Genomic DNA, 23,272 nt, shown 5'->3' on the forward strand with positions numbered 1-23,272 from the left:
TGCCCCGGGGGAACGCTCAGGCGGCCTGGATGAGTTCGGCGCGGCCGAACAGGAGCGCGTAGCCGGAGGGGAGCCGGCTCAGGATGCGGGTGAGGAGCTCGGGTCCGGCCGCGGCGGCGACGGCGGTGAGGACCGCGCCGGTGTCCCAGCGGGTGGTGGCCAGGGAGGCTCCGTTGCGGGCGGCGAGGTCCTTGACGAAGCCCCACCCGGTCAGGGGCTCGGTGTCGGGGATCTGTTCGGCGAGGAGGCGCGCGGCCTCCCGGGGCAGGCGGGCGGCCAGGGCGACGCGTTCCTCGCCCGTGAGCTGGCGCCCGAGTCCTGAGACGACCAGGCGCACAGCTTCCTCCGCCCGGTCCCGGGTCGGGTAGGCGCCTTCGTAACGGACCTTCTCCAGCAACTGCTCGAACGACATCGCGGGCAGGTGCGGAAGCGGTGCGCGCTGGTCGGACATCACTGCGGTCATTGCCTTTCCGTGGCCGGGGTTCGTCGTACCTGTGCGGTGCGGCCCCGGGCGCTGCTCGGAGCGGCCCGGGGCGCCGGGGGTCAGCCGGAGATCTCCTTGCGGGAGGTTCCCGAGGCGACGGCGATCTTGCGGGGCTTGGCGCGCTCGGCGATCGGGATCCGCAGGGTGAGCACCCCGGCCTCGTAGTCGGCCTCGATGCGCTCGGTGTCCAGGGTGTCGGCGAGCACGAGCTGGCGGGAGAAGACGCCCAGCGGCCGCTCCGACAGCTCCATCTGCACGTCGTCGGCCTTCTGCAGGGGCCGTCGCTCGGCCTTGACCGTCAGCATGTTCCGCTCGACGTCGATGTCGATCGCCTCGGGGCTGACGCCCGGCAGGTCGAAGGCGACCACGTAGTGCTCGCCCTCGCGATAGGCGTCCATCGCCATCGCGGACGGGCGCGACCAGGTGCCGGGGGCCGTCAGATGCTGAGCCAGCCGGTCGAGCTCACGGAAGGGGTCGGTGCGCATCAACATGGGGGAACACCTCCAGGAGATTCGGGCAGTAGCTGCCAATGCGCCTCACGGAAACCGTTGTATCATGTCATCCAATGGATGACAAACACGATGTCACCGAATGGACGACGCACACGCGAGAGGTGCCCATGACCGCAGCGGACCACCCGGCGTCTTCCCCTGACGACCCCCGGAGCCCGGCGTCGTTCCTCGCCGCGGCGGCGGCCCTGGAAGCCATCGACACCGCCCTGCGTGCCGCCCGGCAGGGGCCCGCGCCCGGCGGCCCCTCTGCGGAACCCACGGGTCCGGAGGCCGCCCTCGCTTCCCTGCTCCTGCTGCGGCAGGTACGCGAGCAGCTGGCCGGCTGGGAAACCGACCTGATCGAGACAGCGCGAAGCGCGGGCGCCAGTTGGGCCGACCTCGCCCAGCCGCTCGGCGTCGCCAGCCGCCAGGCCGCCGAGCGCCGCTACCTGCGCAACCGGCCCGGCCCCGCCGGAACCACCGGCGAACAGCGCGTCCAGGCCACACGCGAACGCCGCGCCGGCGACCGCGCGCTCGCCGCCTGGGCCCGCCGCAACGCGGCCGACCTCCGCCGCCTGGCCGGTCAGATCACGGCCCTCACCGACCTGCCCACCACGGCGCGCCTGCCGGTGAGCCGGCTCCACGACGCCCTCGCCCAGGACGATCCCGCCGCCCTCATCCGCCCCCTGAACGCCACTCGGCCCCACCTCACCACCACCCACCCCGACCTCACCGCCCGCCTCGACACGCTCACCGACGCGGCGGAGGCGGCGATCAGCCCCGCCGAGTGAGCAGACCGGTGCGGGCCGAGGACCCGCGGCCGTGGCGGTACGGGATTTCACGCCGCCGGGCCGGGACCGGGCGGAGCGCCACGAGTACACGCAGGCGCGACCGCCGACGCGGTGGGTCGGGTCCGGCCGCCTCAACCCCGGCTCGCGCCGCCCTCCTCATCGTGGTAGCGGGGTCACCTTTCGCGTCGTGGCGTCCACGACTAGGGTGCGGGAGCGGTGAGTCGTCCACGAGGAGCTGACACATGGTCGGTTTTCCGAGCACGGGGGCGTGGGGGCTGCGCACCGGCCTCCTGGTGACGGCCGCGGGCATGATGATCTCGCCGACGGTGATGGCGGCGTCCCCGCTGGCCCGCCTGGGACGGGAGCTTCCGGCGAGCAGCCCGCAGAGGTGACCTCCGGGCACGCGGCGCCCCGGCCTGAACGGCCCGCCGCCGGCCGGTGCCGACCGACGGCGGGCCGCCCCTGATCAGGGCCTGGCCGTCGCCTCTTCCCTGAGCTTGTCCAGGACGGACAGCCGGTCCTCCGCGTGGATCCGCCGCGTCGTGACCCGGTCCGGGTAGCAGCGCAGGAACATCGACGTGAAGTGGCTGCCGTAGTGGAGTACTTCGCTGTCGTCCGTGGTGTCGAGCGGGCGGGCCGCGGCCTGGAAGCTGGGCTCGTGGAAGTACGCGAAGGCGTAGCGCTCCCGGTCGGCGAGCTTCACCTTGTGCGGTGTGGAGAGCAGGGTGCCGCCCGTGATGAACTGGAAGAGGTCACCGGGGAACACGGTGAAGGTGTGCGGGACCGGCGGGACGTACGTCCACCGGTCGTCGTCCTCGTACACCCCGGCCGCGCTCTCCTCCGGCAGCCAGTTGCGGTTGCGGCGCTCGCCCTCGATCGGCGGCCGGATGTACAGCGCCTGCCCGGCCTCGTCCTGGGTGGCGATGACGAGCAGACCGTAGTCGGTGTGGGCGCCGATGCCGCGGTCGGTGGTCGCGGACGCGGCCGGGAAGCGCAGGACGCGCATGTGGTGCCAGCCGTCGTCGGTCAGCCGGGTGAACGCGTCGATGTCCTGGCCGAGTCCGAGCGCGGTGAGCCGCAGGATCCGCTCGCCGAGATCTCCCGACTGCTCCATGTAGGCGTTGATGGCGTGCCGGTACGTCTCGTCCGGCCAGGGCACGGGGCCGTGGCAGGGCCAGTTCTCGGCGACCCGGGAGTCGTCGAGCGGCACGTCCTTGGTGACGGTGAAGATCTCCGAGCCGTCCTGGATGCCGTCGGTGACCTCCTCGCCGGAGGCGACGTAGCCGCTGTAGCTGAGTTCGCTGACGTGCCGGGACTTGTCGGCGAGCGGCCGGGAGAAGAAGCTCCTGCTCGCCGCGTAGGCGTCGGCGACCACGCCCTGCTGTTCGGGCCTGATGGCGACCTGGTAGATGCCGTCGCGCTGCCAGGCCTCGATCATCCGCCGGCCGAGGCGGACGTCTTCGGGGGTGCCGGTGATGGTGTCGGGAATGTCGAACGTCACGAGAGCGGTCAAGGCAGTGCCCTTCGATGGTGTGCGGGTGACGAGGGGAAGGAAGCCGCGGTCGGGCTCGACGCGGGCCGGCAGAGGCGGACGCGGTGCGGTCCGCGGGCGCGGGACATGCCGACGAGAGTGTCGAGGCCGGACGCTGGTGAGGGTCGCCGGTCCGGCGTGCGGACGGCGTCGGGTCTTCCGGCAGGGCGGCGGCGTATGCGTTTGCCGCGGGAAAGGGTGAGTGATCTCCGGGATTCCGAAGAGATCAGAGAGGAGCTATTTTTCTACGGCCACGATGTCCGTCCGAGAATGCCGAATTCCCATCGGGGAGAAAGTCGGCAGCGGATCGATTTCGCTTGTTTCTCGGTACGCACGCCGACCGAGGCGAGGGATCGGCCCAACGGGTGATGGAGGCAGGTCCGCTTCATGGAATTCTCTGTGTTCACCACCCATGCTCTTGATTCACGGTTCGGGGGTATGCGATGGAGCACGAGACCGTCGGCACGGCCTCCCTGATCGGAAGAACGCTGCGACTCTACAACCCTCAACTATCAATGGTCGACTACGAATTCACCTAGTTCCGCACTCGCAAATATCCGGGGTTCGGCCGAACGCGCAGCGCCTGCAGGAACTCGCAGGCGAAGGCGACCCGCTCGACGGGGTCGACCGACCGCGCCACCGGCGCCAGCGCCTCCTCGTGGGGCGTCCGCACCCCGGCCGGCCACGCCCCCTCGAAGTTCCGCTTCGACCCCGGCACGCTCACCGACGCGCAGCGCACGAACAACTCCTCTCCGCGGTCTGGGACTTCGCCGAGACCCATGCCGTCGGCCGGCTCCGGCGCCGACGCCGTCCGGCCACGCCCGCCGCTCCTGCCGCCCCTCTCGGGGGCCCGGCGCGACGCCGGAGGAACCGCCCGGACGCCGAACGGGAAAGCGGCCAATCCATCGCCCGCTCCGCTCCGGATTACGCGGAGACCCTGATCGCCAAGGGCGGGAGGAGAAGCGATGGAGCGGACGTCACGGGACGCCCCCCGGCGGACGGCACCGTACGGACGGCGGACGGCGGTGGTGGGCTCGGGCGTGGCGGGGCTGACAGCCGCCTACGTCCTGGGCCGCGGCTGCCACGTCACCCTGTACGAGGCCGACGACCGGCTCGGCGGACACGCGCACACCCACGAACTGGCCTCGCCGTACGACGGGCGGGTGCACCGCGTGGACTCCGGATTCATCGTGCACAACCGGCGCACCTATCCGAACCTGCTGCGCCTGTTCGACGAACTCGGCGTCGCCACGCAGGAGTCGGAGATGAGCATGTCGGTGCGGTGCGAGGGCTGCGGCCTGGAGTACGCCGGTGCCCGCGGCCCGTCCGGACTGTTCGCCCGGCCCCGCAATCTGCTGCACGGCGCGTATCTGCGGCTGCTGAGCGAGGTGCCGGCCTTCCACCGGGCCGCCCGGCGGCTGCTGGCCGAGGGCGCCGACGACACGCTCACCCTCGGTGAGTTCCTGGACCGGAAGGGCTTCTCCGCCTACTTCCGCAGCCACTTCATGACACCGGTGGTGTCCGCCGTGTGGTCCTGCGACGCCGCAACCGCCCAGCACTATCCGGCCGCCTACCTGTTCCGCTTCCTGGAGCACCACGGCCTGCTCTCCGTGGGCGGATCGCCCGTGTGGCGCACGGTCACCGGCGGTTCGCGCGAGTACGTCGACCGCCTCGCCAAGCACATCGGGGAGGTCCGCACCAGCACCCCGGTCCGGGCCGTGCGCCGCCGTGCCGACGGCGCCGACGTGACGGCCGCGGACGGCAGCACCGAGTCGTACGACGCGGTGGTGATCGCGGTCCACCCGGACCAGGCGCTGCGGTTGCTCGCCGACGCGGACGCGCGGGAGCGGGAGGTCCTCGGCGCGTTCCGCTACTCGCGCAACACCACCCTCCTGCACACCGACACCCGGCTGCTGCCGCGCGCCGCCGGAGCCCGTTCCTCCTGGAACTACCTCATGCCGTCCTGTCTGGCCGGCGCCGACCGGGTGCGGGTCAGCTACGACATGAACCGGCTGCAGCGCCTGGACTCCGCCCAGCGGTTCGTGGTCACCCTGGGCGGGGAGGACCGGGTCGATCCCGGCCGGGTGCTGGCCCGTATGGTCTACGAACACCCCGTCTACACGCCCGAGTCGGTGGCCGCGCAGCAGCGGCTGCACGAGCTGAACACCGCCGTCTGCGCCTTCGCGGGGGCGTACCACGGCTGGGGGTTCCACGAGGACGGCTGCCGCTCCGGCGTCGAGGCCGCGGCCGCGCTGGGAGCCCGCTGGTGAGCACCGTACCCGCCCTCTATCCGTGCACGATCACGCATGTACGGACCGCGCCGCGCCGCTACACCCTGCGCCACCGCACCTACCTGTGGCTCGTGGACCCCGACCGCCCGCCCCGGCTGCCGCGCCCGCTCGGACCCCTCGCCCGGTTCGATCCGCGCGACCACTTCACCGGCGACCAGCCCTCGATCCGCGCCGGCCTGGAGGCCTTCCTGGCCGCGCACGGCATACGGCTGGACGGGGGACGCGTGCTGATGCTCACCCACGCCCGGGTGCTCGGGTACGTCTTCAACCCGCTGACCCTGTACTGGTGCCACGGCCCCGACGGCGATCCGCGCTGCGTGGTCGCCGAGGTGCACAACACCTACGGCGGGCGCCACTGCTACCTGCTGCTCCCGGACGCCACCGGGACCGCGGACACCGGCAAGGAGTTCTACGTCTCACCGTTCTTCCCGGTCGACGGCCGCTATCGCATGCGGCTGCCGGAGCCGGGGGACGGCCTGGACCTGACCGTGCACCTCGACCGCGAGGGCGGCCGGGCCCTGACCGCGACGGTACGGGGTACCCGGCGTGCGGCGAACGGCCCGGCCCTGCTGCGTCTGGCGCTGCGCCACCCCTGGTCCACTCTCGTCGTGTCGGCCGCGATCCGGGCCCACGGCATACGCCTGTACCTGCGGGGGCTGCCCGTCCAGCCCCGCCCCGAAGACCACCGCACCCCGGAGAACGTGACATGAGGACAGCAGAGCCCCGTACCGCCCCCGAGGACCGAGCCCCGGCCGTCGATCCGGTCCGCTGGCCGGACGTCGCCGCCGTGCCGCCGGCCTCGTGGGCCCGTGCCGCCGTGACCGAGGCCCTGGTGCGCCGGGCCCTGCGCGGGCTGCCCCTGCGGGCCCGGTTCGCGGGCTCCGCCACCCTCGGCGGGGGCGGGCCGCTGCTGGAGGTCCACGACCCGCGCGCCTTCCACACCAGGATCGGCACGAGCGGACTGATCGGCTTCGGCGAGTCCTACATGGCCGGCGAGTGGGACGCCCCCGACCTGGTCGCCGCCCTGACCGTGCTCGCCGGTCACGCCGCCGACCTCGTCCCGGCCCCGTTGCAGCGGCTGCGCGGCCTGTGGGCGCCACGGCACCCGCGGGACGAGCGCAACACGCCCGACGGCTCCCGTGCCAACATCAGCCGCCACTACGACCTGTCCAACGACCTCTTCGCCCTCTTCCTCGACGACACCCTCACCTACTCCTCGGCCGTCTTCCGCGGCTTCCCGGCGAGCCGGGACCTGCTCACGGCCGCCCAGCACCGCAAGATCGACCGGCTGCTGGACATGGCCGGCGTGGGCGAGGGCACCCGCCTGCTGGAGATCGGCACCGGCTGGGGCGAACTGGCCCTGCGGGCCGCCGCACGCGGCGCCCGGGTCACCTCGCTCACCCTCTCGCGGGAACAACGGGCCCTGGCCCTGGAGCGCGTGCGCGCGGCCGGCCTTGCGGACCGCGTCCGTATCGACCTGTGCGACTACCGCGAAGCGGGCGGGGAGTACGACGCCGCGGTCAGCGTGGAGATGATCGAGGCGGTCGGCGCGGAGTTCTGGCCGGTGTACTTCCGCACCCTGGACGAACGGCTGGTGCCCGGCGGCCGGGCGGCGCTCCAGGCGATCACCATGCCGCACGAGCGGATGCTCGCCGGACGGGACACCTTCACCTGGATCCACAAGTACGTCTTCCCCGGCGGCCTCATCCCCTCCACGCGGGCGATCGAGGAGACCGTCCGCGACCACACCCGGCTGCGCCCGGCGCGCCGCGACGCCTTCGGTGCCCACTACGCGGAGACCCTGCGTCTGTGGCGGGAGCGGTTCACCGAACGCGCCGAGGACGTCGAGGCGCTCGGCTTCGACGAGACGTTCCGCCGCCTGTGGACCTTCTACCTCGCCTACTCCGAGGCCGGGTTCAGGGCCGGTTACCTCGACGTCCAGCAGTACCTGTTCACCAAGGAGGGCGCCGCCCGATGACCAGCCTCCAGACCGCCGCCCGGGACGGCGGCGAGCCGGGCCCGGCCGGGGCGCCCGTGGCCGTGCCGCGTTCCCGGCGCGCGCCGTGCCGGCTGCCGCCGCAGCCCGGCGCCCGGGAGCGGGGCCCGTGCCCGCCCGCCGACGCGCAGCGGGCCACGCCGGGGCCGAACTGCCGCGAGTTCGGCCTGCGGGCGGCCACGCGCCAGTGGTACGAGGGGCTGGAGAGGCCGTGAGCGGTTTCCCGTGGGGCGCGTTCGCGCTCAATCTCGTGTGGGCCGCCGTCGCGGCCCTGGCCGTCATGCTGGTCACCTTCGCCGTCGCGGTGCGGGCGGGCGTGCACCGGATCGTGGACGTCGCCTGGGGCATCGGATTCACCGCCGTCGCCGCCGTGACGTTCGCGGCCTCCGCCGGACACGGGGACCTCGGCCGGCGCGTTCTGGTCACGGTGCTGACCGCGGTGTGGGGGCTGCGGCTCGCCGCGCACATCGCCCGCCGCGGCCGGGGCCACGGCGAGGATCCGCGCTACGAGGCGATGCTGGCCAAGGCCCCCGGCAACCGGAACGCGTACGCCCTGCGGTTGGTGTACCTGCTCCAGGGCGCCCTGGTGTGGCTGGTGTCGCTGCCCGTGCAGGCGGCGCAGTACGTACCGGGGCCGCCTTCCCTGTTCGCCTGGGCCGGTACCGCGCTGTGGGCGGTGGGCCTGGGCTTCGAGGCGGTCGGGGACGCCCAGCTCGCCCGGTTCAAGGCCGACCCCGCCAACCGGGGCGCGATCATGGACCGGGGCCTGTGGTCGTGGACCCGGCACCCCAACTACTTCGGGGACTTCTGTGTGTGGTGGGGCCTGTTCCTGCTCGCGTGCGACTCACCGGCGGCCGCCGCCGTGTCCGTCGTGTCCCCGGTGGTGATGAGTCTGCTGCTGATCCGCGGCAGCGGGAAGCGGCTCCTGGAACGGCACATGGCCGACCGGCCCGGCTTCGCCGAGTACACGGCCCGCACCAGCGGCTTCTTCCCCCGCCCGCCGAAGCGGGACCGGACCGGCGGTCGGAGGCCCTCGTGACCGTGCCTTCCCACGAGCCCGGGGAACGGCGGGAGACGGGGCGGCCCGCCGCCCGGGCGGACTCCGCGCTGATGGTGCGCCGGTGTCCGCCCCGGCCGCGGGCGGCGGTCCTGGTGCTGCACGGCGGGCAGGCGGACAGCGAGCGGCCCACCCGGCCCTGGCAGCTGGCCGCGCTGCGCATGGACCCGATCGTGAGGGCGGTGACCGCCGCGCTGCCCCACCAGGACGTCCTGGTGGGGCAGGTCCGTTACCGCCTCCGCGGCTGGAACGGCACACGCGCCGACCCGGCACGGGACGCCCGGCGGGCGCTGCACGACCTCGCCCGCCTCGCGGGCCCCGTCCCCACGGTGCTGCTGGGCCACTCCATGGGCGGCCGGGCCGCCCTGCGCGCCGCGGGTCACCCCCAGGTCCACGGTGTGCTCGCCCTCGCCCCGTGGTGGCCCGCCGGCGAGCCGGTCGAGCAGGTGGCGGGCCGCCGGATCGTCGCCCTGCACGGTGCGCGGGACCGTGTCACCTCCCCCGCCGCGACGGCCGACTGCGTCCATCGGGCGCAGGGCACGGCGGCACGGGCCGGGATGGCCCTCGTGGCCGACGGTGACCACGCGCTGCTGCGCCGCCACCGTTTCTGGCATCTGACCGCCGCGGCCGTGGTGGCCCATCTGCTCGACCCCGACGAGGTGCCCGACCCGCTGCCCGAGGAGTGCTACGGCGCCGGCGCCTTCCCGGAGCTCTGACCACGCCGCCCCCCTCTCGGTTCCCGGGCGGCGCTCAGGCGGGCAGCGTCATCAGGGCGACCGGCTCGGAGGTCGGCTCCCGCGAACCGCCCCGGGGTTCGACCGTGATGCCCATCCCCGAGGCCCCGTCCACGGCGCCGCGCAGCAGGACGGCCTGGTCGCTGCGGCCGGGGTCCATCAGCCCCGCCGACCGCATGCTCCCGGCGTCGTCGAACCAGAGCTGGTAGACCTTGCCGCCGGGCGGAGGTGTCATCCCCGACACCACGAACACGGCCTTGTCGAGTTCCCGGGAGACGACGACGGCACCGGTGGCCCCGTCGCCGAGTTCCGCGGCCCGGGTGCGGGCGTCCGGCGCGGCGAGCACGGCGGCGATCTCGTCCGCCGTGCCGGCGGCGCGGTGGGCCCGCTCGCCGGCGTCCTCGGCCCGCTGGTGCTCCCAGACGGCGGTCCCGCCGAGCGCGGCCGCCGCGGCGAGGCAGGCGGCGAGCGCCCACCGGGTCAGCAGCCGGGCCCGGCGGCCGGCGCGCGCGGGCTGCGGTTCGTGGGCCGTCCCGGGCGCGTCCTGCCGGACGGTGGTGATCCGGCGCAGTACGTGCTCGCGCAGTGCGGGGGAGGGCACGGTGGTGGCGGCGAGCCCGAGACGGGCGGCCGTCGCGCGCAGTTCGGCCGCCTCCTGCGCGCACGCTTCGCACCGGGCGAGATGGCGCTCGAAGGAGACGTTCTCGCGGTCGGACAGGGCGTGCAGGGCGTAGGCGCCCGTCAGCCGGTGCAGGTCGACGGTGGTCACGCGGTCACCCCCAGGCAGTCGCGCAGCCGGATCAGCCCGTCGCGCAGTCGGGTCTTGACGGTCCCGAGCGGAAGGTGCAGCGCCTCCGCCACCTCGCGGTAGGTCAGGCCGCGGTAGTACGCCAGCGTGACCGCCTGGCGCTGGATGTCGGTCAGGGTGCGCACACAGCGCCGCACCTGTTCCCGTTCCAGCCGCGCCTCGACGTGCTCGGCCACCTCGTCGTACTCGGGGACCCGGTCCAGCAGCGCGGCCCTGTGGTCCCGGGCCGCCGCGGCGTCGACCGAGCGCACCCGGTCGACCGCGCGGCGGTGGGCGAGGGTGAGGATCCAGTTGATCGCCGTACCGCGGTCGGGGCGGTACCGGGGAGCGGTCCGCCACACCTCGACGAGGACCTCCTGGGCGACCTCCTCCGACTGCGCGTGATCACGTAGAACGGCGCGTACGACTCCCAGCACCGGACCCGCCACGGCGTCGTAGACGCCGGCGAACGCCTCTTCGTCCCCCAGCGCCACCTGGCCGAGCAGGCCCTGCAGGTCGGGTTCCGTCGAGGGGTTTCTTCCGATGTGCACTGCTTCTTTCACCGAGGGCCTCCACCGTCGGGACATGTCCGGGCGTAATCCGTTCCGGTCGGGGGCCCGGATTGGTTGCGGTGGAAGCCACTCGAGTGCGAGGAAAGTTGGTCCTGGGGAGCGCGGCGATCATGCTGTTGGCATCGGCATCGGCACCGTCAATCCGGTGCTGAGAAATGCCTGACGCGGCTGGCGCGATGAGTGTTCCGGGCAACACTGCTCGGTGACATCACCGCTCGTATGATCTCGCGGTGAAGATCTGGACGGAACGCCCTGCCAAGACCGAGGTCGAAGCGGTCGTTCGCCGCTACTTCAGCCTGCTCCGAGCCGGGAGGATCCCCGAGGCCGCACAGCTCATCGACCACTACTCGGTCCCGCATGTGCTCACATCGCTGTGGACCGGCTCCGTGGGAACGAGCGCCGAGGGGGACGAGGCGAACGGCAGTGCTGCTGCCGCTGCGTGGGAGCGGGACCTGTCCTGGCTCGGCGAACTCGATCTCGCGGACTTCCACTGGGGCCACACCGGCAGCCATGTCAACGTCGAGATCACCTACCGGGCGCAGATGATCGAGGTGGCCTTGGGCTTCTGGGTCAAGCCCACCGCCGCCGGCTGGGTCCTCACGGGACCGGCAACATACTGGTAGGACACACGAATCGCCACGGCTCCAAGGCGTCCACGGTGCGGTCGACGGCGGCGGGGACCCGGTCCTCGTCGGAGACGTCGCGGACCAGCGCGAGGGCCTGGTGGCCGGTGTCGGTGGCGGATGTCGCGTACCGGCGCGAGGGTTCAGGCGAGGGCGGCGACCAGCAGGGCGAAGGCGGAGATGATGACGGCGACGCGGAGGTAGTGGAAACGCTGCCAGCGGTTCAGCTGCTGCTTCCAGTCGGCGGGCCGGTTGTCGGGGGTCCACGTCTTGTTCCGGTTGTTGATCGGGACGAGCAGCAGAACCGACATGACCACGCTGAGGATCAGCAGCGCGCCAGCCGTGACGACGAGGCCGGTGCCGTCGTGGTGCCGTCCGGCGACGGCCCAGATGCCGACGAGGACGAGCGAGCCGATGTACCAGACCGGCATCACCGCGCCGAGCATCCGGCCGCCGTGGGCGTGGCCGAGTTGGCCGCTGTCCTCCGGGAGGGCGTCGAGGATCCGGTTCATGACGAAGGCGACGGAGAACTCCACCCCCACCATCACGCCGACGACGACGGTGGTGACGACCTCGAGTGCGTTGAGCATGACTACCCCCTGACAATCTAGCGCTGCTAGCTGATGAGGCAACGCTAGTACTGCTGCCGCTCTCTTGTCTAGCGGTGCTAGGATCACATCATGTCGGTACAGGAACGCAAGGAACGCGAACGCGCGGAGCGCGAGCGCCTCATCGTGGCGACGGCCCGTGAACTCGCCGAGCAGCAGGGCTGGGACGCGGTCACCACCCGCCGGCTCGCCGAACGCATCGAGTACAGCCAGCCCGTCCTCTACAGCCACTTCCGCGGCAAGCGCGAGATCATCGGCGCCGTCGCCCTCCAGGGCGCCACCGAGATGGCCGTGGCGGTGCGGGCCGCGACCGCCGCCGTGGACGGCCCGCGCGAGCGGGTCGCCGCCCTCGCGCACGCCTACCTCGACTTCGCCGCACGCAACCCGGCGGTCTACGACGCCATCTTCCAGCTCGACGGCGGTCTCGCGTACGCGCAGGAGGACACCCCGGAACCTCTCAAGGACGCTTTCGCCGCCCTGCTGGAGTGCCTCGGCGAGGTGGCCGGGGACGGCGTCGACCCGGCACTGTTCACGGAGGTGTTCTGGGCGTCCCTGCACGGGGTGGCGACCCTGACCCGGTCGGGACGGCTGCCGCCGGAGCACACCGAGTCGCGGGTGAAGCTGCTGGTGGACCGGCTCGCCGTGGTCTGACACACCGCCCCGGCAGGCACGGCGCGACCGCATCGGTACCTGGAGAAGACGCTGAGGGAGTGCTCTCCCGACTGCTACGAGGATCTACAAGACCGCGGGGCCCTGGGCCGACTGTCTCCTGGACACCTGGGGGCCCTGAGCCGACTGTCCCTGGACACCTTCTGCGTGGTGGCGCGACCGACCGCAGGAGGCAGTCTCGCCCCGACGCCCGACGGCAGCGTCGACCCCGTACCGGCCCACAAGGTCTTCAACACCGTGACCTTCCTGCGCGCCGCCCGCTACTTCTTCGTGCTCCCGGGTCGGTGCGGGACGTCGGCTGACACCCGCTCCTCGATCGTGTGTGCCGCGGTCTGCAGATCGTCCAGGTGTCGGCGCACCACTTCCTGGGCGGACATGACCGTCTTGCGCCAGGTGACGTTGACGCATCCCAGGACCTCCCCGTGCACACGGATCGGCACGGCGATCGAGTTGCGGCCGTCGAAGTCGTACTCCGGTGCGCGCACGCTGTATCCGCGGGACCTGATGGTCGACAGCAGACGCTGGAGCCACCTCGGGTCATGGGCGTACGCGTTGCCGGGAGCGTCGTGTTCGCGGAGGCGGCGCAGGACCGCTTCCCGTTCCCGCTCCGGGCAGAAGGCGACGTAGGCCCTGCCCGAGGCGCCGAGCAGCATGTGCGAACGGAAACCGATCGGGGCGACGGGGACGACCTCGTCGAAGTACGCCTTGGGGCTGTTGGTGTCGATCGTCTCCATGTAGTCCAGCCGGGGCACGGTCAGCACGGAGGGCCACATGACGCGCTCGCACAGTTCTTCCAGGACCGAGGAGGCCAGCTCGCCGAGCCGCTCGGCGTCGTTGTGCGGGGCCCGCTGCGGTCGGAGGCTCGCGACGAAGGCCCCGTCGGCGAGCCGCTGCCACACCAGGCCCTGCTGGTTGCAGGTGTGGAGGATGCGGATCAGGGTGGCTTTGGGGATACCGGTGACCTGGTGCAGGTCGTGCAGGCTCGCCGCGCGCATCTCCTCCAGAGCCCTCAGCACCCGCAGGCCACGCTCCAGAGAACTGATCGTCTTCACCTGGTACTGACGCACGGGACCACCCTCACCTGCGGAGACGGGGCCTGGATTTCACCACGTGAAAAGCCGGCAGGCAACTGTTGCTCGCGTCATGGCTCGTCGTGGACCGTTCCCTCACTGACGCGAGGAGGCGACATGGCCGTCGAGGCAGCAGGGGGTTCCCCTGCCACTGGTCCAGGGCCCGGTGCGACCGGCGGTCCCGCCGTGGTGGCCGAAGGTGAGCTGCTGTGGACGCCTGGTGCGCGATGGGTCGCCGAGGCCAACGTGACGCGGTTCGCGGACTGGCTGTCCCGGGAACGGGGGCTGCGGTTCCACGGTTACGACGCCCTGTGGCACTGGTCCGTCACCGACCTGGAGGGTTTCTGGGGCGCCCTGTGGGACTACTTCGACGTCCGCTCCACGGCCCCGTACTCCGCGGTGCTCGGCGACCGGGACATGCCCGGGGCCCGATGGTTTCCCGGGGCGCGGCTGAACTACGCCGAGCACGTCCTGCGCCACGAGCGTCCGGGCGCCGACGCCCTGGTGTTCTGCTCAGAGGGCGCCGCTCCGGCCGGGATGCCGTGGGAGGACTTCGCGGGCCAGGTCCGCGTGCTGGCGACCCGGTTGCGGGCCCTCGGGGTGCGTGCCGGCGACCGGGTCTGCGGGTATCTGCCGAACGTGCCGCAGGCCGCGGTCGCGATGCTCGCGACGACGGCCATCGGCGCCGTGTGGGCGAGCGCCTCCCCCGATTTCGGTTCGCGAGGCGTCGTGGACCGCTTCGGCCAGCTCCGGCCCAAGGTCCTGTTCTGCGCCGACGGCTACCGCTACGGGGGGAGGTTCTTCGACCGCAGGCGGGAAGCGCGTGACATCGCGCAGGCCCTGCCCGGGCTGGAGCACGTCATCCGCGTTCCCTGCCCGGCCGACGGGGACATCCCGCCGGCCTCGGAGGGCGAGTCGCTGTGGGACGAGGTCCTCGACCACCCGCCCGTACCCGCCGAGCACTTCGTCTTCGAGCACGTCCCCTTCGACCACCCCTTGTGGGTGCTGTTCTCCTCGGGCACCACGGGACTGCCCAAGGCGATCGTGCACGGACACGGCGGCATCCTGCTGGAGCAGCTGAAGCTGCAGACCTTCCACATGGACCTGCGCGGCGGAGACCGGCCGATGTTCTTCACCACCACCGGCTGGATGATGTGGAACTTCCTGATCAGTTCCCTGCTGGTCGGGGCCTGCCCGGTGCTCTACGACGGCAACCCCGCCCACCCCGAGCCGGACGTGCTGTGGCGGATCGCGCAGGACACCCGGGCCACCTTCTTCGGCGCCAGCCCGGCCTATGTCGACCTCATGGCCAAGGCCGGCATCGTCCCCGGCGAACGGTACGACCTGTCCGCCCTGCGCACGGTCATGCCCGCCGGCTCCCCGGTGTCGCCCCAGTGCACCGCCTGGTTCTACGACCATGTCAAGCCGGACCTGTGGATCGCCACCGGCAGCGGCGGCACCGACTGCTGCACCGGCTTCGTCGGCGGGGTGCCCACCCTTCCCGTGTACGCAGGCGAGATACAGGCGCGGTCGCTGGGGGTCGCCGCGCACGCCTACGACGAGCAGGGCCGCCGGGTCGTCGACGAGGTCGGCGAGCTGGTGATCACGGAGCCGCTGCCCTCCATGCCGGTGACGTTCTGGGGCCCGGACGGGGACGAGCGCTATCGGCGGACGTACTTCGAGGACTTCCCGGGCGTCTGGCGGCACGGCGACTTCTTCAAGGTCAACTCCCGCGGCGGCTGCTTCGTGCTGGGCCGCTCCGACGCCACGCTCAACCGGCAGGGCGTGCGTATCGGCACCGCGGAGATCTACCGGGTCGTCGAGGCCCTGGACGAGGTCACCGGCGCCCTGGTGGTCAGCCTCGACCTGCCGGAGGAGCATTTCTTCATGCCGCTGTTCGTGGCCCTGGGCGAAGGCGTCACCCTCGACGCCGGCCTGGAGCGGACGATCCGGGACCGGCTCCGCCGGGAGTACAGCCCCCGCCACGTGCCGGACCGAATCATCCAGGTTCCGGCCGTCCCCACCACCCTGACCGGCAAGAAGCTCGAGGTGCCGGCGCGCCGGATCCTCCTCGGCACGCCCGTCGAGCAGGCCGCCGACCGCAGCGCGGTGGCCGACCCGCGCGCCCTCGACGCCCTCGCCCATTACGCCCGTACCCAGCGCGACTACCCCTTGGCCACCGCCTCCGTCTGAGCCGCAAGCCGCAACCCTTCTCCGCCACCCGCTCCCTACCGCATGAGCCGCACACCCTGGAGAGCACCGTGAACGATGCCGGACCCGCCCCCCGCTTCCCCCTGCCCTCGGAGCTGACCGAGGTGGCGGGCGCCGAAGACTGGGCGTCGATGTACCCGTACTACACCCGGTTCCAGCCCGAGGACGACCAGCGGTTCTGGTTCTACAACGCGATGCACTTCCCCGAGCCGATGCCCGCGTTCGACGCCATCACGGCGGAGGCGCCCTACACCGCGCTCGGCGCCAACACCGCGCGCATGTTCGTCTTCCCCACCACGCTCGGCATCGAGCACCGCATCGTCAACGGCCGGGTGTACATCACCGCCAACCCGGTCACCGACCCCGAGGAGATCCAGCGCAGGCTCGCGGTGTTCAGCGAGCGGGCGGGCCACTACTACGAGAACTGGGACGAGCTCTACCAGGGCTGGGTCACCCGCGTCACCGCCCTGATCGACGAGGTCCAGCGGATCGAGGTGCCCCGGCTGCCCGAGTTCGAGGACCCGGAGGTCGTGTTCCAGGCCAAGGGCGTGGCCCAGAACCACTACGTCCGCGAGAACTACCACCGGCTGATCGACCTGTACTCCACGATGTGGCACCACCACTCGGAGTTCCTGATGCTCGGCTACGGCGCCTACGTGGTGTTCTTCGAGTTCTGCAAGACGTCGTTCCCGGAGATCCCCGACCAGGACGTGGCCCGTATGGTCGCGGGGATCGACGTCATCCTCTACCGCCCGGACGACGAGCTGAAGAAGCTGGCGAAGCGTGCGGTCGAGTACGGCGTAGACGATCTCTTCGTGGAGGGCTGCGACCCGGAGAAGGTACTGGCCGCGCTCGCCGCCCGCGGGGACGGGGGCCGGCGCTGGCTGGAGGCCATGGACGACGCGCGCGAGCCGTGGTTCAACATGTCGACCGGAGCCGGTTTCTACCACCACCACCGCAGCTGGAACGACGACCTCACGGTGCCCTTCGCCGCGCTGCCCGGCTATGTCGACCAGGCCAGGAGAGGCGAGCTGCTCGACCGCCCCACCGAACAGCTCACGGCCGAGCGCGAACGGATCGCCCAGGAGTACCGCTCCCTGCTGGCCGGCGAGGAGGAGCGGGCCGCCTTCGACCAGATGCTGGGCCTGGCCCGCGCGGTGTTCCCCTTCGTCGAGGACCACAACTTCTACTGCGAGCACTACTTCACCACGAAGTTCTTCGCCAAGGTCCGCGAGTTCGGCGCCCTGCTGCGCGACCAGGGCGTCCTGGCCGACGTCGAGGACGTCTTCCAGCTGAGCCACACCGAGGTCGGCCAGGCCCTGACCGACGTGATGCTCGCCTGGGCGGCCGGCAGCGGACCGGCGGGCGCGGCCCATGTGCGCAAGACGGTCGCGGAGCGTAAGCGGATGCTGGACGCGCTCGCGGGCTGGTCCCCGCCGCCCGCGCTGGGACCGGTGCCCGAGGCGCTCAACGACCCGGCGGTCCGCATGCTGTGGGGCATCACCGCCGAGACCATCCAGGCCTGGTCCACTCCGGTCACGGACGGCGACCACGAGGTGCGCGGGTTCGCCGCCTCGCCGGGCGTGGTCGAGGGCACCGCCCGGGTGCTGCTGAGCGCCAACGACATCGGGCAGGTGCAGGAGGGTGACGTGCTGGTCTGTCCGGTGACCGCGCCCAGCTGGGGCCCGGTCTTCGGCAAGATCGCGGCCGCCGTCTCGGACATCGGCGGCACCATGTCGCACGCGGCGATCGTGGCCCGCGAGTACGGACTGCCCGCCGTCGTCGGCACCGGCCACGCCACCAAGCGGATCACCACCGGCCAGCGGCTGCGCGTGGACGGCGACCGCGGCATCGTCACCATCCTCGACTGAGCGCGGAAGGCACCACCATGAGTACGACACCCTTCGCCCGACCGTTCGGGGAACTCCGCTTGACCGACCGGCCCACCGTCGGCGGCAAGGGCGCCAGCCTCGGCGAACTCACCTTCGCCGGCGCGCCCGTACCACCCGGCTATGTCGTGACCACCGCGGCCTTCGAGGCCTTCCTCGCCGCCCTCGACCCGGGTGGTGAGATCCGCACCGCCGTCGAGGCGCTGGACGCCCGGGACACCGAGGCGATCGCCCGCGCGGTCGCACCGGTCAGGGAACGCATCGAGGCGGCCGGCCTGCCCGAGGAGGTGGCGGCGGCGATCCGCGGCCACTACCGCGACCTGGACGGCGAGTCCGACACCCCCGGCGAGCCCGCCCCCGTCGCCGTACGCTCCAGTGCCACCAGCGAGGACGCGGAGGACGCGAGCTTCGCCGGACTCCAGGACACCTATCTGTGGGTGCGCGGGGAGGACTCCCTCGTCGAGCACGTCCGCCGCTGCTGGGCCAGCCTCTACAGCGTCGAGTCGGTCAGCTACCGGCGACGGCTCGGCCTGCCGGAGCACGACCTCGCCATGGCCGTCGTCGTCCAGCGCATGATCGACCCGCGCTGCGCCGGCGTCATGTTCACCCGCAGCCCGCTCACCGGGGACCGGTCGGTCGTCGCCCTGGAAGGCTCCTGGGGCCTGGGGTCCGCGCTGGTCAGCGGTGATGTGACACCCGACAAGTACGTCATCGGCAAGGTCACCGGGGACATCTGCTCCCGCACGGTCTCGGAGAAGGCACGACAGCACCGGATGGACCCCAGCGGCTCCGGGGTGCTGGAGGAGGACGTACCGGAGTACCTCCGCAGCGAGCCCTGTCTGTCCGACGAGGAGATCCACGAACTCGTACGGCTCGGCCGACAGGTCGAGTCCCACTACGGGACCCCGCAGGACATCGAGTGGGCGATCTCCCGCAATCTCGTCCCGGGCCACAACATCTTCCTGCTCCAGAGCCGTCCCGAGACGGTCTGGGCGAGCCGCGAACAGGCCCCGGTGGCCGCGCCCAAGGCCAGGGCGTTCGACCATGTGCTGGCACTGCTGGGCGGCACGGGCTCCGGTTCCGGCTCCGGCGGGGGCGCGAAGTGAACCTGACCGGCGAGGACGTCCAGGACATCCTGCGCATCATCGACGGCATGGAGGTCGACCGCCTCCGGCTGCGCACCGGCCGCTTCGAACTGTCGCTGCGCCGCGGCGACGACGGCGCATGGACCCAGTCCGCGCGGACGACCGCCGAGCCGGTCCTCGTCGACGGCCGGGAAGCGCGGACGACGAGCGCCGACGCCGCTTCCGAGCAGCCGCAGGCGGCGCCCGCCCGCGAGGGTCTGACGGAGGTGCGTACGCCCCTGCCGGGAGCGTTCTACCGGTCGCCGAAGCCCGGAGCGGCCCCCTTCGTGGAGATCGGGGACGAGGTCACCGAGACCACGGTGGTCGGGATCGTCGAGACGATGAAGCTGATGAACTCCGTCTACGCGGGGGCGTCCGGCACGGTGGCGGAGATCTGTCTGCGGGACGGCGAGTTCGCCGAGCAGGGCGCCGTGCTGATGTTCGTCGACTCGCGCCCCGGAGGGACGGCGTCGTGATACTCCGACGGGTTCTGATCGCCAACCGGGGTGAGATCGCCCTGCGCGTCCTACGGACGTGTCAACGGCTCGGCATCGAGGCGGTCCTCGCGGCGTCCGACGCCGATCTCGACTCCGTACCGGCGAGGCTGGCCGACCGGGTGGTGCGCCTCGGCCCTCCCCCGTCGTCCGCCAGCTACCTGGACGTGGATGCGGTGCTCGCCGCGGCGAAGGCCGCCGATGCCGACGCCGTCCACCCGGGGTACGGCTTCCTCTCCGAGAACCAGCGCCTGGCCCGGGCCTGCGCCGAGGCCGGCATCGTGTTCATCGGGCCCACCGTGGAGCAACTCGCGGCGGTGGGAGACAAGTTGGAGGCCCGTCGGCATGCCGTCGCGGCGGGGCTGCCGGTGGTACCCGGTGGGCCGCTGGAGGACGCCGCAGACGCGGCGCGACTCGCCGCGGAGATCGGCTTCCCCCTGCTGATCAAGGCGGTGGGTGGCGGTGGCGGCCGGGGCATGAAGCAGGTGCACCATCCGGCGGACCTGGCCGCCACCGTCGATCTGGCCGTGGCCGAGGCGGGCGCCGCCTTCGGTGACCCCCGTGTCTATCTCGAGCGCTTCGTCGCCACCGGACGGCATGTGGAGGTGCAGCTCCTCGCGGACGGCGAGAACGTCGTCCACCTCGGCACCCGCGACTGCTCCGTCCAGCGCCGCTACCAGAAACTCATCGAGGAGGCACCCGCACCCGCCCTCGACCCGACGCTGCGCGAGGAGATGCACCGCGCCGCCGTGGCCCTCGGCAAACACCTCGAATACCGGGGCCTGGGCACCGTCGAGTTCCTCGTCGACGTCGACCGGGGCACCTTCTACTTCCTGGAGATGAACGCCCGCATCCAGGTCGAGCACCCGGTCACGGAGGCCATCACCGGACTGGACCTGGTGGCCGAGCAACTCGCCGTCGCCGAAGGGCGATCGCTCTCCCTCGGACAGGCGGACGTGTCCTTCACCGGGCACGCCGTCGAGTGCCGCGTCAACGCCGAGGACTGGGCGCGCGACTTCCGGCCGAGCCCGGGCACCGTGACCGAGGCGGTCTGGCCGCTCGGTGACGGCATCCGGATCGACACCCACCTCCAGGCCGGCGCGAGCGTGCCGCCGTACTACGACTCGCTCCTCGCGAAGCTGATCGTCCACGGCCGCGATCGCGCCGACGCGCTGACCCGGCTGCGCGGCGCGCTCGCCCGGTGCGCGGTCGGCGGGGTCAGCACCAACATCCCGCTGCACCAAGAGGTGCTGGAGCAGGCCGAGTTCACCGAGGGCGGCGTGGACACCGCCTGGTTCACCCGGTTCCTGCACAACCATCCGGCAGGAGGCAGCCGTGGCTGACATCCAGCTCGTCGACGTGTCGCTGCGCGACGGCAACCAGAGCCTGTGGAGCGCCACCGGACTCGACACGGGCAAGATCCTCCAGATCGCGCCGGTCCTGGACCGGGTCGGCTTCCGCGCCCTCGACTACACCTCCAGCACCCACATGGGCATGGCCGTGCGCACCCACCGCGAGGACCCCTGGGAGCGGATACGGCTGACGCATCGCGCCATGCCGAACACCCCCTTGCAGTTCATCGGCACCGGGCTGCGGTTCATCTCCTGGGAGGCCGCGCATCCCGAGTTCATGCAGCTGGTCTACGACCGGCTGGTGGCCAACGGCGTCACCCGGTACGTCGTCCTCGACCCCATGCACGACATGGACGCCGTCCGCGCATCCGCCCGGATGATCCGTGCGGCCGGCGCCACCGAGATCGTCGGGGCGCTGACCTTCACCGTCAGCGACGTCCACGACGACGCGCACTACGGTGCGCTCGCCGCGCAGATGGCCGCCTGCCCGGACATCGACCGCGTGTATGTCAAGGACCCCGGCGGACTGCTCACCTCCGAGCGTGCCGCCACGCTGATCCCGGCCGTTTCGGGCAACCTCTCCGGAAAACCGCTGGAGTTGCACTCCCACTGCACGATCGGCCTGCCCGGCCTCACCTACCTCACGGCCGCCGAACTGGGTGTGCAGGCGCTACAAGTGGCCTGCGGGGCTCTGGCAGGCGGCACATCGCTGCCCAACGCCCAGCAGGTCGTGGCCAATCTGCGCGAGCTCGGCCACACCGTGGACGTCGACGACCGGCTGCTGGGCATGGTCGCGGACTACTTCGACCGCATGGCGGCGGCCGAAGGGCTGCCCGTCGGCGGCCCCCGGGACTACGACGCCGCGTTCATGCGCCACCAGGTGGCCGGCGGTGTGATGACCACCCTGCGCCGCCAGCTCGACGAACTGGGTTTCAGCGACCGCTTCGACGCGGTCATCGAGGAGGTGACCCGGGTCCGCGCCGAGCTCGGCCACCCCATCATGGTCACCCCCTTCCCCCAGATGGTGTGCACCCAGGCCCTCTACAACGTCATCGGCACCGAACGCTACGAGAACGTCTCCGACCAGGTCATCCGCTATGTGCTCGGCAGCTTCGGCCGCCCCACCGCCCCCGTCGACCCGCAGGTCGCCGACCGCATCCTGGGCCGGCCACGCGCCGGGGAACTGGCCCAGGAGGCACCCCCGCCCACCGTCGCCGACCTGCGCCGGCGCTTCCCGCGCGGTATCAGCGACGAGGAACTGCTGCTACGGGCCACCATGCCGGCCGAGCAGGTCGACGCCATGGTGGCGGCCGGCCCGGCCCGGCGTCACTACAACCCCGACGTCAAACCGGTCCTGGACCTGCTCCACGCACTGCGCGTCCGCCCGGTGACACCCGAACTGGTCCTGGACCGACCCGACTTCCGACTGGAGCTGCACCGTGACCGCCGAAACCGCTGACTCGGCAGCCGACCTGACCGAGCGTCTGGGGGCCGTCCGCGGTGTCGTCTTCGACATGGACGGCACTCTGGTCCTGGGCGACCGGCGCAACCACGGGCTCACGCCCCTGCCCGGAGCCCGGGAACTCACCGCCGCCCTCACCGCCCGCGGTCTGCCCTGGGTCACCTTCACCAACGGCACCACCCGCACGCCCGAGGCCTACGCCGAGGCGCTGCGCCGCATCGGCTTCGACCTGCCCGACGCCGCCATGCTCACCCCCGCGACCAGCGCCGTCGACCACTTCCTGGCCATCGGACACCGCAGCGCGCTGGTGCTCGGCGGGGAGGGTCTGAAGGAGCCGCTCCGGCGGGCCGGCGTCGAGATCGTCGAGCCGAAGGGGAAACCGCAGGCCGACGCCGTACTGGTCGGCTGGTACCCGGAGTTCACCATGGACGACCTGGAGGCGGCCTGCCACGCCGTCTTCGGCGGCGCCACCCTGTACAGCAGCTCGCAGTCGGTGTTCTTCGCCAGCGCCGACGGCCGGGCCCTGGGCACGTCCCGGGCTATCTGCGCCATGATCAGCAGCGTCACGGGCGTCACCGAACAGATCGTGGGCAAGCCCTCGCTGACCGGTCTGCGCTGCGCCGCGCGCCGGCTGGGCGTCGACCCGCGGCAGCTCGCCGTCGTCGGGGACGACCCGGAGCTGGAGATGGCGATGGCCCGGCGCGCCGACGCCCTCGGCATCGCGGTGGCCACGGGCATCCACCTGGCGGACCACTCGGCGGCACTGCCGCTCGAACAGCGCCCTCATCTCACCGTGGACGGCGTGGACGCCCTCCTCGACCTCCTGCCCAACGTCGTCGGAAGGCGGTCCGGCCCAGCCGGTGGAGCAAGGTAGCCACGGGAAACGGGTCTCCAGGTCAGGTTCGGGTGGACGGCCAGCCTGACGGGAGAGGGGGTGCAGGGGCATCGTGCGGACGCTCGCAATCCCGCTTGGTGTCCCTGCACGAGCCGGAGCTGCTGTCTCCTCCTCCGGGAGGAGCCGGGGCTACGGCCCGGG

General features: G+C 72.1%; 25 protein-coding genes. 17 read left to right on the plus strand and 8 right to left on the minus strand.

All coding sequences use genetic code 11. From position 1 onward, the window contains the following. Positions 1-16 precede the first annotated feature (16 nt). Positions 17-463: a DUF2267 domain-containing protein gene (locus tag OG852_RS03705; RefSeq protein ID WP_330347063.1), complete on the minus strand. Its 447-nt coding sequence runs from the start codon at positions 461-463 to the stop codon at positions 17-19. 80 nt (positions 464-543) lie between these two features. Beyond that, complete coding sequence (locus OG852_RS03710) at positions 544-975, minus strand: Hsp20/alpha crystallin family protein (RefSeq protein ID WP_330347064.1); 432 nt, start codon at positions 973-975, stop codon at positions 544-546. Between the two features lie 128 nt (positions 976-1,103). Between OG852_RS03710 and OG852_RS03715 the strand changes: the two genes are divergently transcribed. Together OG852_RS03715 and OG852_RS03720 are read left to right on the plus strand one after the other, a co-directional pair. Further along, positions 1,104-1,766, plus strand: a complete 663-nt coding sequence (locus tag OG852_RS03715; RefSeq protein WP_330347065.1) for a type III effector protein — start codon at positions 1,104-1,106, stop codon at positions 1,764-1,766. A gap of 242 nt (positions 1,767-2,008) precedes the next feature. Then, positions 2,009-2,158, plus strand: coding sequence for a hypothetical protein (locus OG852_RS03720; protein ID WP_330351638.1), 150 nt, complete (start codon positions 2,009-2,011; stop codon positions 2,156-2,158). Between the two features lie 74 nt (positions 2,159-2,232). On the opposite strand, the gene OG852_RS03725 is transcribed toward OG852_RS03720, so the two are convergent. Continuing rightward, on the minus strand, positions 2,233-3,279 hold the full coding sequence (locus OG852_RS03725) for a 2-oxoglutarate and iron-dependent oxygenase domain-containing protein (RefSeq protein WP_133916076.1): 1,047 nt from the start codon (positions 3,277-3,279) through the stop codon (positions 2,233-2,235). A 553-nt stretch (positions 3,280-3,832) separates the two neighbouring features. Then, entirely contained in the window at positions 3,833-4,036 is a 204-nt protein-coding gene (locus OG852_RS03730) for a hypothetical protein (RefSeq protein WP_330347066.1), read from the minus strand. A gap of 226 nt (positions 4,037-4,262) precedes the next feature. On the opposite strand from OG852_RS03730, the gene OG852_RS03735 reads away from it, so the two are divergent. The 6 genes from OG852_RS03735 to OG852_RS03760 all read left to right on the plus strand — a co-directional run bounded on the left by OG852_RS03735 (position 4,263) and on the right by OG852_RS03760 (position 9,357). Continuing rightward, the gene (locus OG852_RS03735; protein WP_133916077.1) at positions 4,263-5,567 is read left to right on the plus strand and encodes an NAD(P)/FAD-dependent oxidoreductase; all 1,305 of its coding nucleotides are present in this window, start codon (positions 4,263-4,265) and stop codon (positions 5,565-5,567) included. After that, the gene (locus tag OG852_RS03740) at positions 5,564-6,298 is read left to right on the plus strand and encodes a DUF1365 domain-containing protein (RefSeq protein WP_208117295.1); all 735 of its coding nucleotides are present in this window, start codon (positions 5,564-5,566) and stop codon (positions 6,296-6,298) included. Before OG852_RS03735 ends, OG852_RS03740 begins: the two co-directional genes overlap by 4 nt. Next, entirely contained in the window at positions 6,295-7,566 is a 1,272-nt protein-coding gene (locus tag OG852_RS03745) for a class I SAM-dependent methyltransferase (RefSeq protein ID WP_330347067.1), read from the plus strand. Before OG852_RS03740 ends, OG852_RS03745 begins: the two co-directional genes overlap by 4 nt. Then, entirely contained in the window at positions 7,563-7,799 is a 237-nt protein-coding gene (locus OG852_RS03750) for a hypothetical protein (RefSeq protein WP_330347068.1), read from the plus strand. Before OG852_RS03745 ends, OG852_RS03750 begins: the two co-directional genes overlap by 4 nt. Continuing rightward, positions 7,796-8,623, plus strand: a complete 828-nt coding sequence (locus tag OG852_RS03755) for a DUF1295 domain-containing protein (protein ID WP_330347069.1) — start codon at positions 7,796-7,798, stop codon at positions 8,621-8,623. Before OG852_RS03750 ends, OG852_RS03755 begins: the two co-directional genes overlap by 4 nt. A gap of 71 nt (positions 8,624-8,694) precedes the next feature. Then, on the plus strand, positions 8,695-9,357 hold the full coding sequence (locus OG852_RS03760) for an alpha/beta hydrolase (protein WP_330351386.1): 663 nt from the start codon (positions 8,695-8,697) through the stop codon (positions 9,355-9,357). Between the two features lie 34 nt (positions 9,358-9,391). On the opposite strand, the gene OG852_RS03765 is transcribed toward OG852_RS03760, so the two are convergent. Next, complete coding sequence (locus OG852_RS03765) at positions 9,392-10,144, minus strand: anti-sigma factor (protein WP_330347070.1); 753 nt, start codon at positions 10,142-10,144, stop codon at positions 9,392-9,394. Continuing rightward, positions 10,141-10,725, minus strand: a complete 585-nt coding sequence (locus OG852_RS03770) for a sigma-70 family RNA polymerase sigma factor (protein ID WP_133916082.1) — start codon at positions 10,723-10,725, stop codon at positions 10,141-10,143. The genes OG852_RS03765 and OG852_RS03770 overlap by 4 nt, the downstream gene beginning before the upstream one ends. 239 nt (positions 10,726-10,964) lie before the next feature. On the opposite strand from OG852_RS03770, the gene OG852_RS03775 reads away from it, so the two are divergent. Next, entirely contained in the window at positions 10,965-11,357 is a 393-nt protein-coding gene (locus OG852_RS03775) for a hypothetical protein (protein WP_330347071.1), read from the plus strand. Between the two features lie 143 nt (positions 11,358-11,500). On the opposite strand, the gene OG852_RS03785 is transcribed toward OG852_RS03775, so the two are convergent. After that, positions 11,501-11,947: a DUF1772 domain-containing protein gene (locus OG852_RS03785; RefSeq protein ID WP_330347072.1), complete on the minus strand. Its 447-nt coding sequence runs from the start codon at positions 11,945-11,947 to the stop codon at positions 11,501-11,503. Positions 11,948-12,037: 90 nt separating this feature from the next. Here OG852_RS03785 and OG852_RS03790 point away from each other — a divergent pair, with 90 nt between their 5' ends. Further along, a complete protein-coding gene (locus tag OG852_RS03790) occupies positions 12,038-12,616 on the plus strand; it encodes a TetR/AcrR family transcriptional regulator (RefSeq protein ID WP_330347073.1) in 579 nt (192 codons plus the stop codon). 278 nt (positions 12,617-12,894) lie between these two features. Here the strand turns inward: OG852_RS03790 and OG852_RS03795 are convergent, their stop codons facing one another. Next, entirely contained in the window at positions 12,895-13,701 is an 807-nt protein-coding gene (locus OG852_RS03795; protein WP_133916086.1) for an IclR family transcriptional regulator domain-containing protein, read from the minus strand. A 120-nt stretch (positions 13,702-13,821) separates the two neighbouring features. Here OG852_RS03795 and OG852_RS03800 point away from each other — a divergent pair, with 120 nt between their 5' ends. The 7 genes from OG852_RS03800 to OG852_RS03830 all read left to right on the plus strand — a co-directional run bounded on the left by OG852_RS03800 (position 13,822) and on the right by OG852_RS03830 (position 23,110). Beyond that, positions 13,822-15,897 carry an acetoacetate--CoA ligase gene (locus OG852_RS03800; protein WP_330347074.1) on the plus strand — a complete coding sequence of 692 codons (2,076 nt, stop codon included), beginning with the start codon at positions 13,822-13,824 and terminating at the stop codon, positions 15,895-15,897. Between the two features lie 68 nt (positions 15,898-15,965). After that, positions 15,966-17,786 carry a PEP-utilizing enzyme gene (locus OG852_RS03805; RefSeq protein WP_330347075.1) on the plus strand — a complete coding sequence of 607 codons (1,821 nt, stop codon included), beginning with the start codon at positions 15,966-15,968 and terminating at the stop codon, positions 17,784-17,786. A gap of 17 nt (positions 17,787-17,803) precedes the next feature. Next, positions 17,804-18,910, plus strand: a complete 1,107-nt coding sequence (locus OG852_RS03810) for a PEP/pyruvate-binding domain-containing protein (RefSeq protein ID WP_330347076.1) — start codon at positions 17,804-17,806, stop codon at positions 18,908-18,910. Then, a complete protein-coding gene (locus tag OG852_RS03815) occupies positions 18,907-19,404 on the plus strand; it encodes an acetyl-CoA carboxylase biotin carboxyl carrier protein (RefSeq protein ID WP_133916090.1) in 498 nt (165 codons plus the stop codon). Before OG852_RS03810 ends, OG852_RS03815 begins: the two co-directional genes overlap by 4 nt. Then, positions 19,401-20,765, plus strand: coding sequence for an acetyl-CoA carboxylase biotin carboxylase subunit (locus OG852_RS03820; protein ID WP_330347077.1), 1,365 nt, complete (start codon positions 19,401-19,403; stop codon positions 20,763-20,765). Before OG852_RS03815 ends, OG852_RS03820 begins: the two co-directional genes overlap by 4 nt. Then, complete coding sequence (locus OG852_RS03825; protein WP_330347078.1) at positions 20,758-22,233, plus strand: biotin carboxyl carrier protein; 1,476 nt, start codon at positions 20,758-20,760, stop codon at positions 22,231-22,233. The genes OG852_RS03820 and OG852_RS03825 overlap by 8 nt, the downstream gene beginning before the upstream one ends. After that, positions 22,214-23,110 carry an HAD-IIA family hydrolase gene (locus tag OG852_RS03830; RefSeq protein WP_330347079.1) on the plus strand — a complete coding sequence of 299 codons (897 nt, stop codon included), beginning with the start codon at positions 22,214-22,216 and terminating at the stop codon, positions 23,108-23,110. Before OG852_RS03825 ends, OG852_RS03830 begins: the two co-directional genes overlap by 20 nt. Positions 23,111-23,272: the final 162 nt, after the last annotated feature.

Source organism: Streptomyces sp. NBC_00582 (assembly GCF_036345155.1).
Taxonomy (GTDB): Bacteria; Actinomycetota; Actinomycetes; order Streptomycetales; family Streptomycetaceae; genus Streptomyces.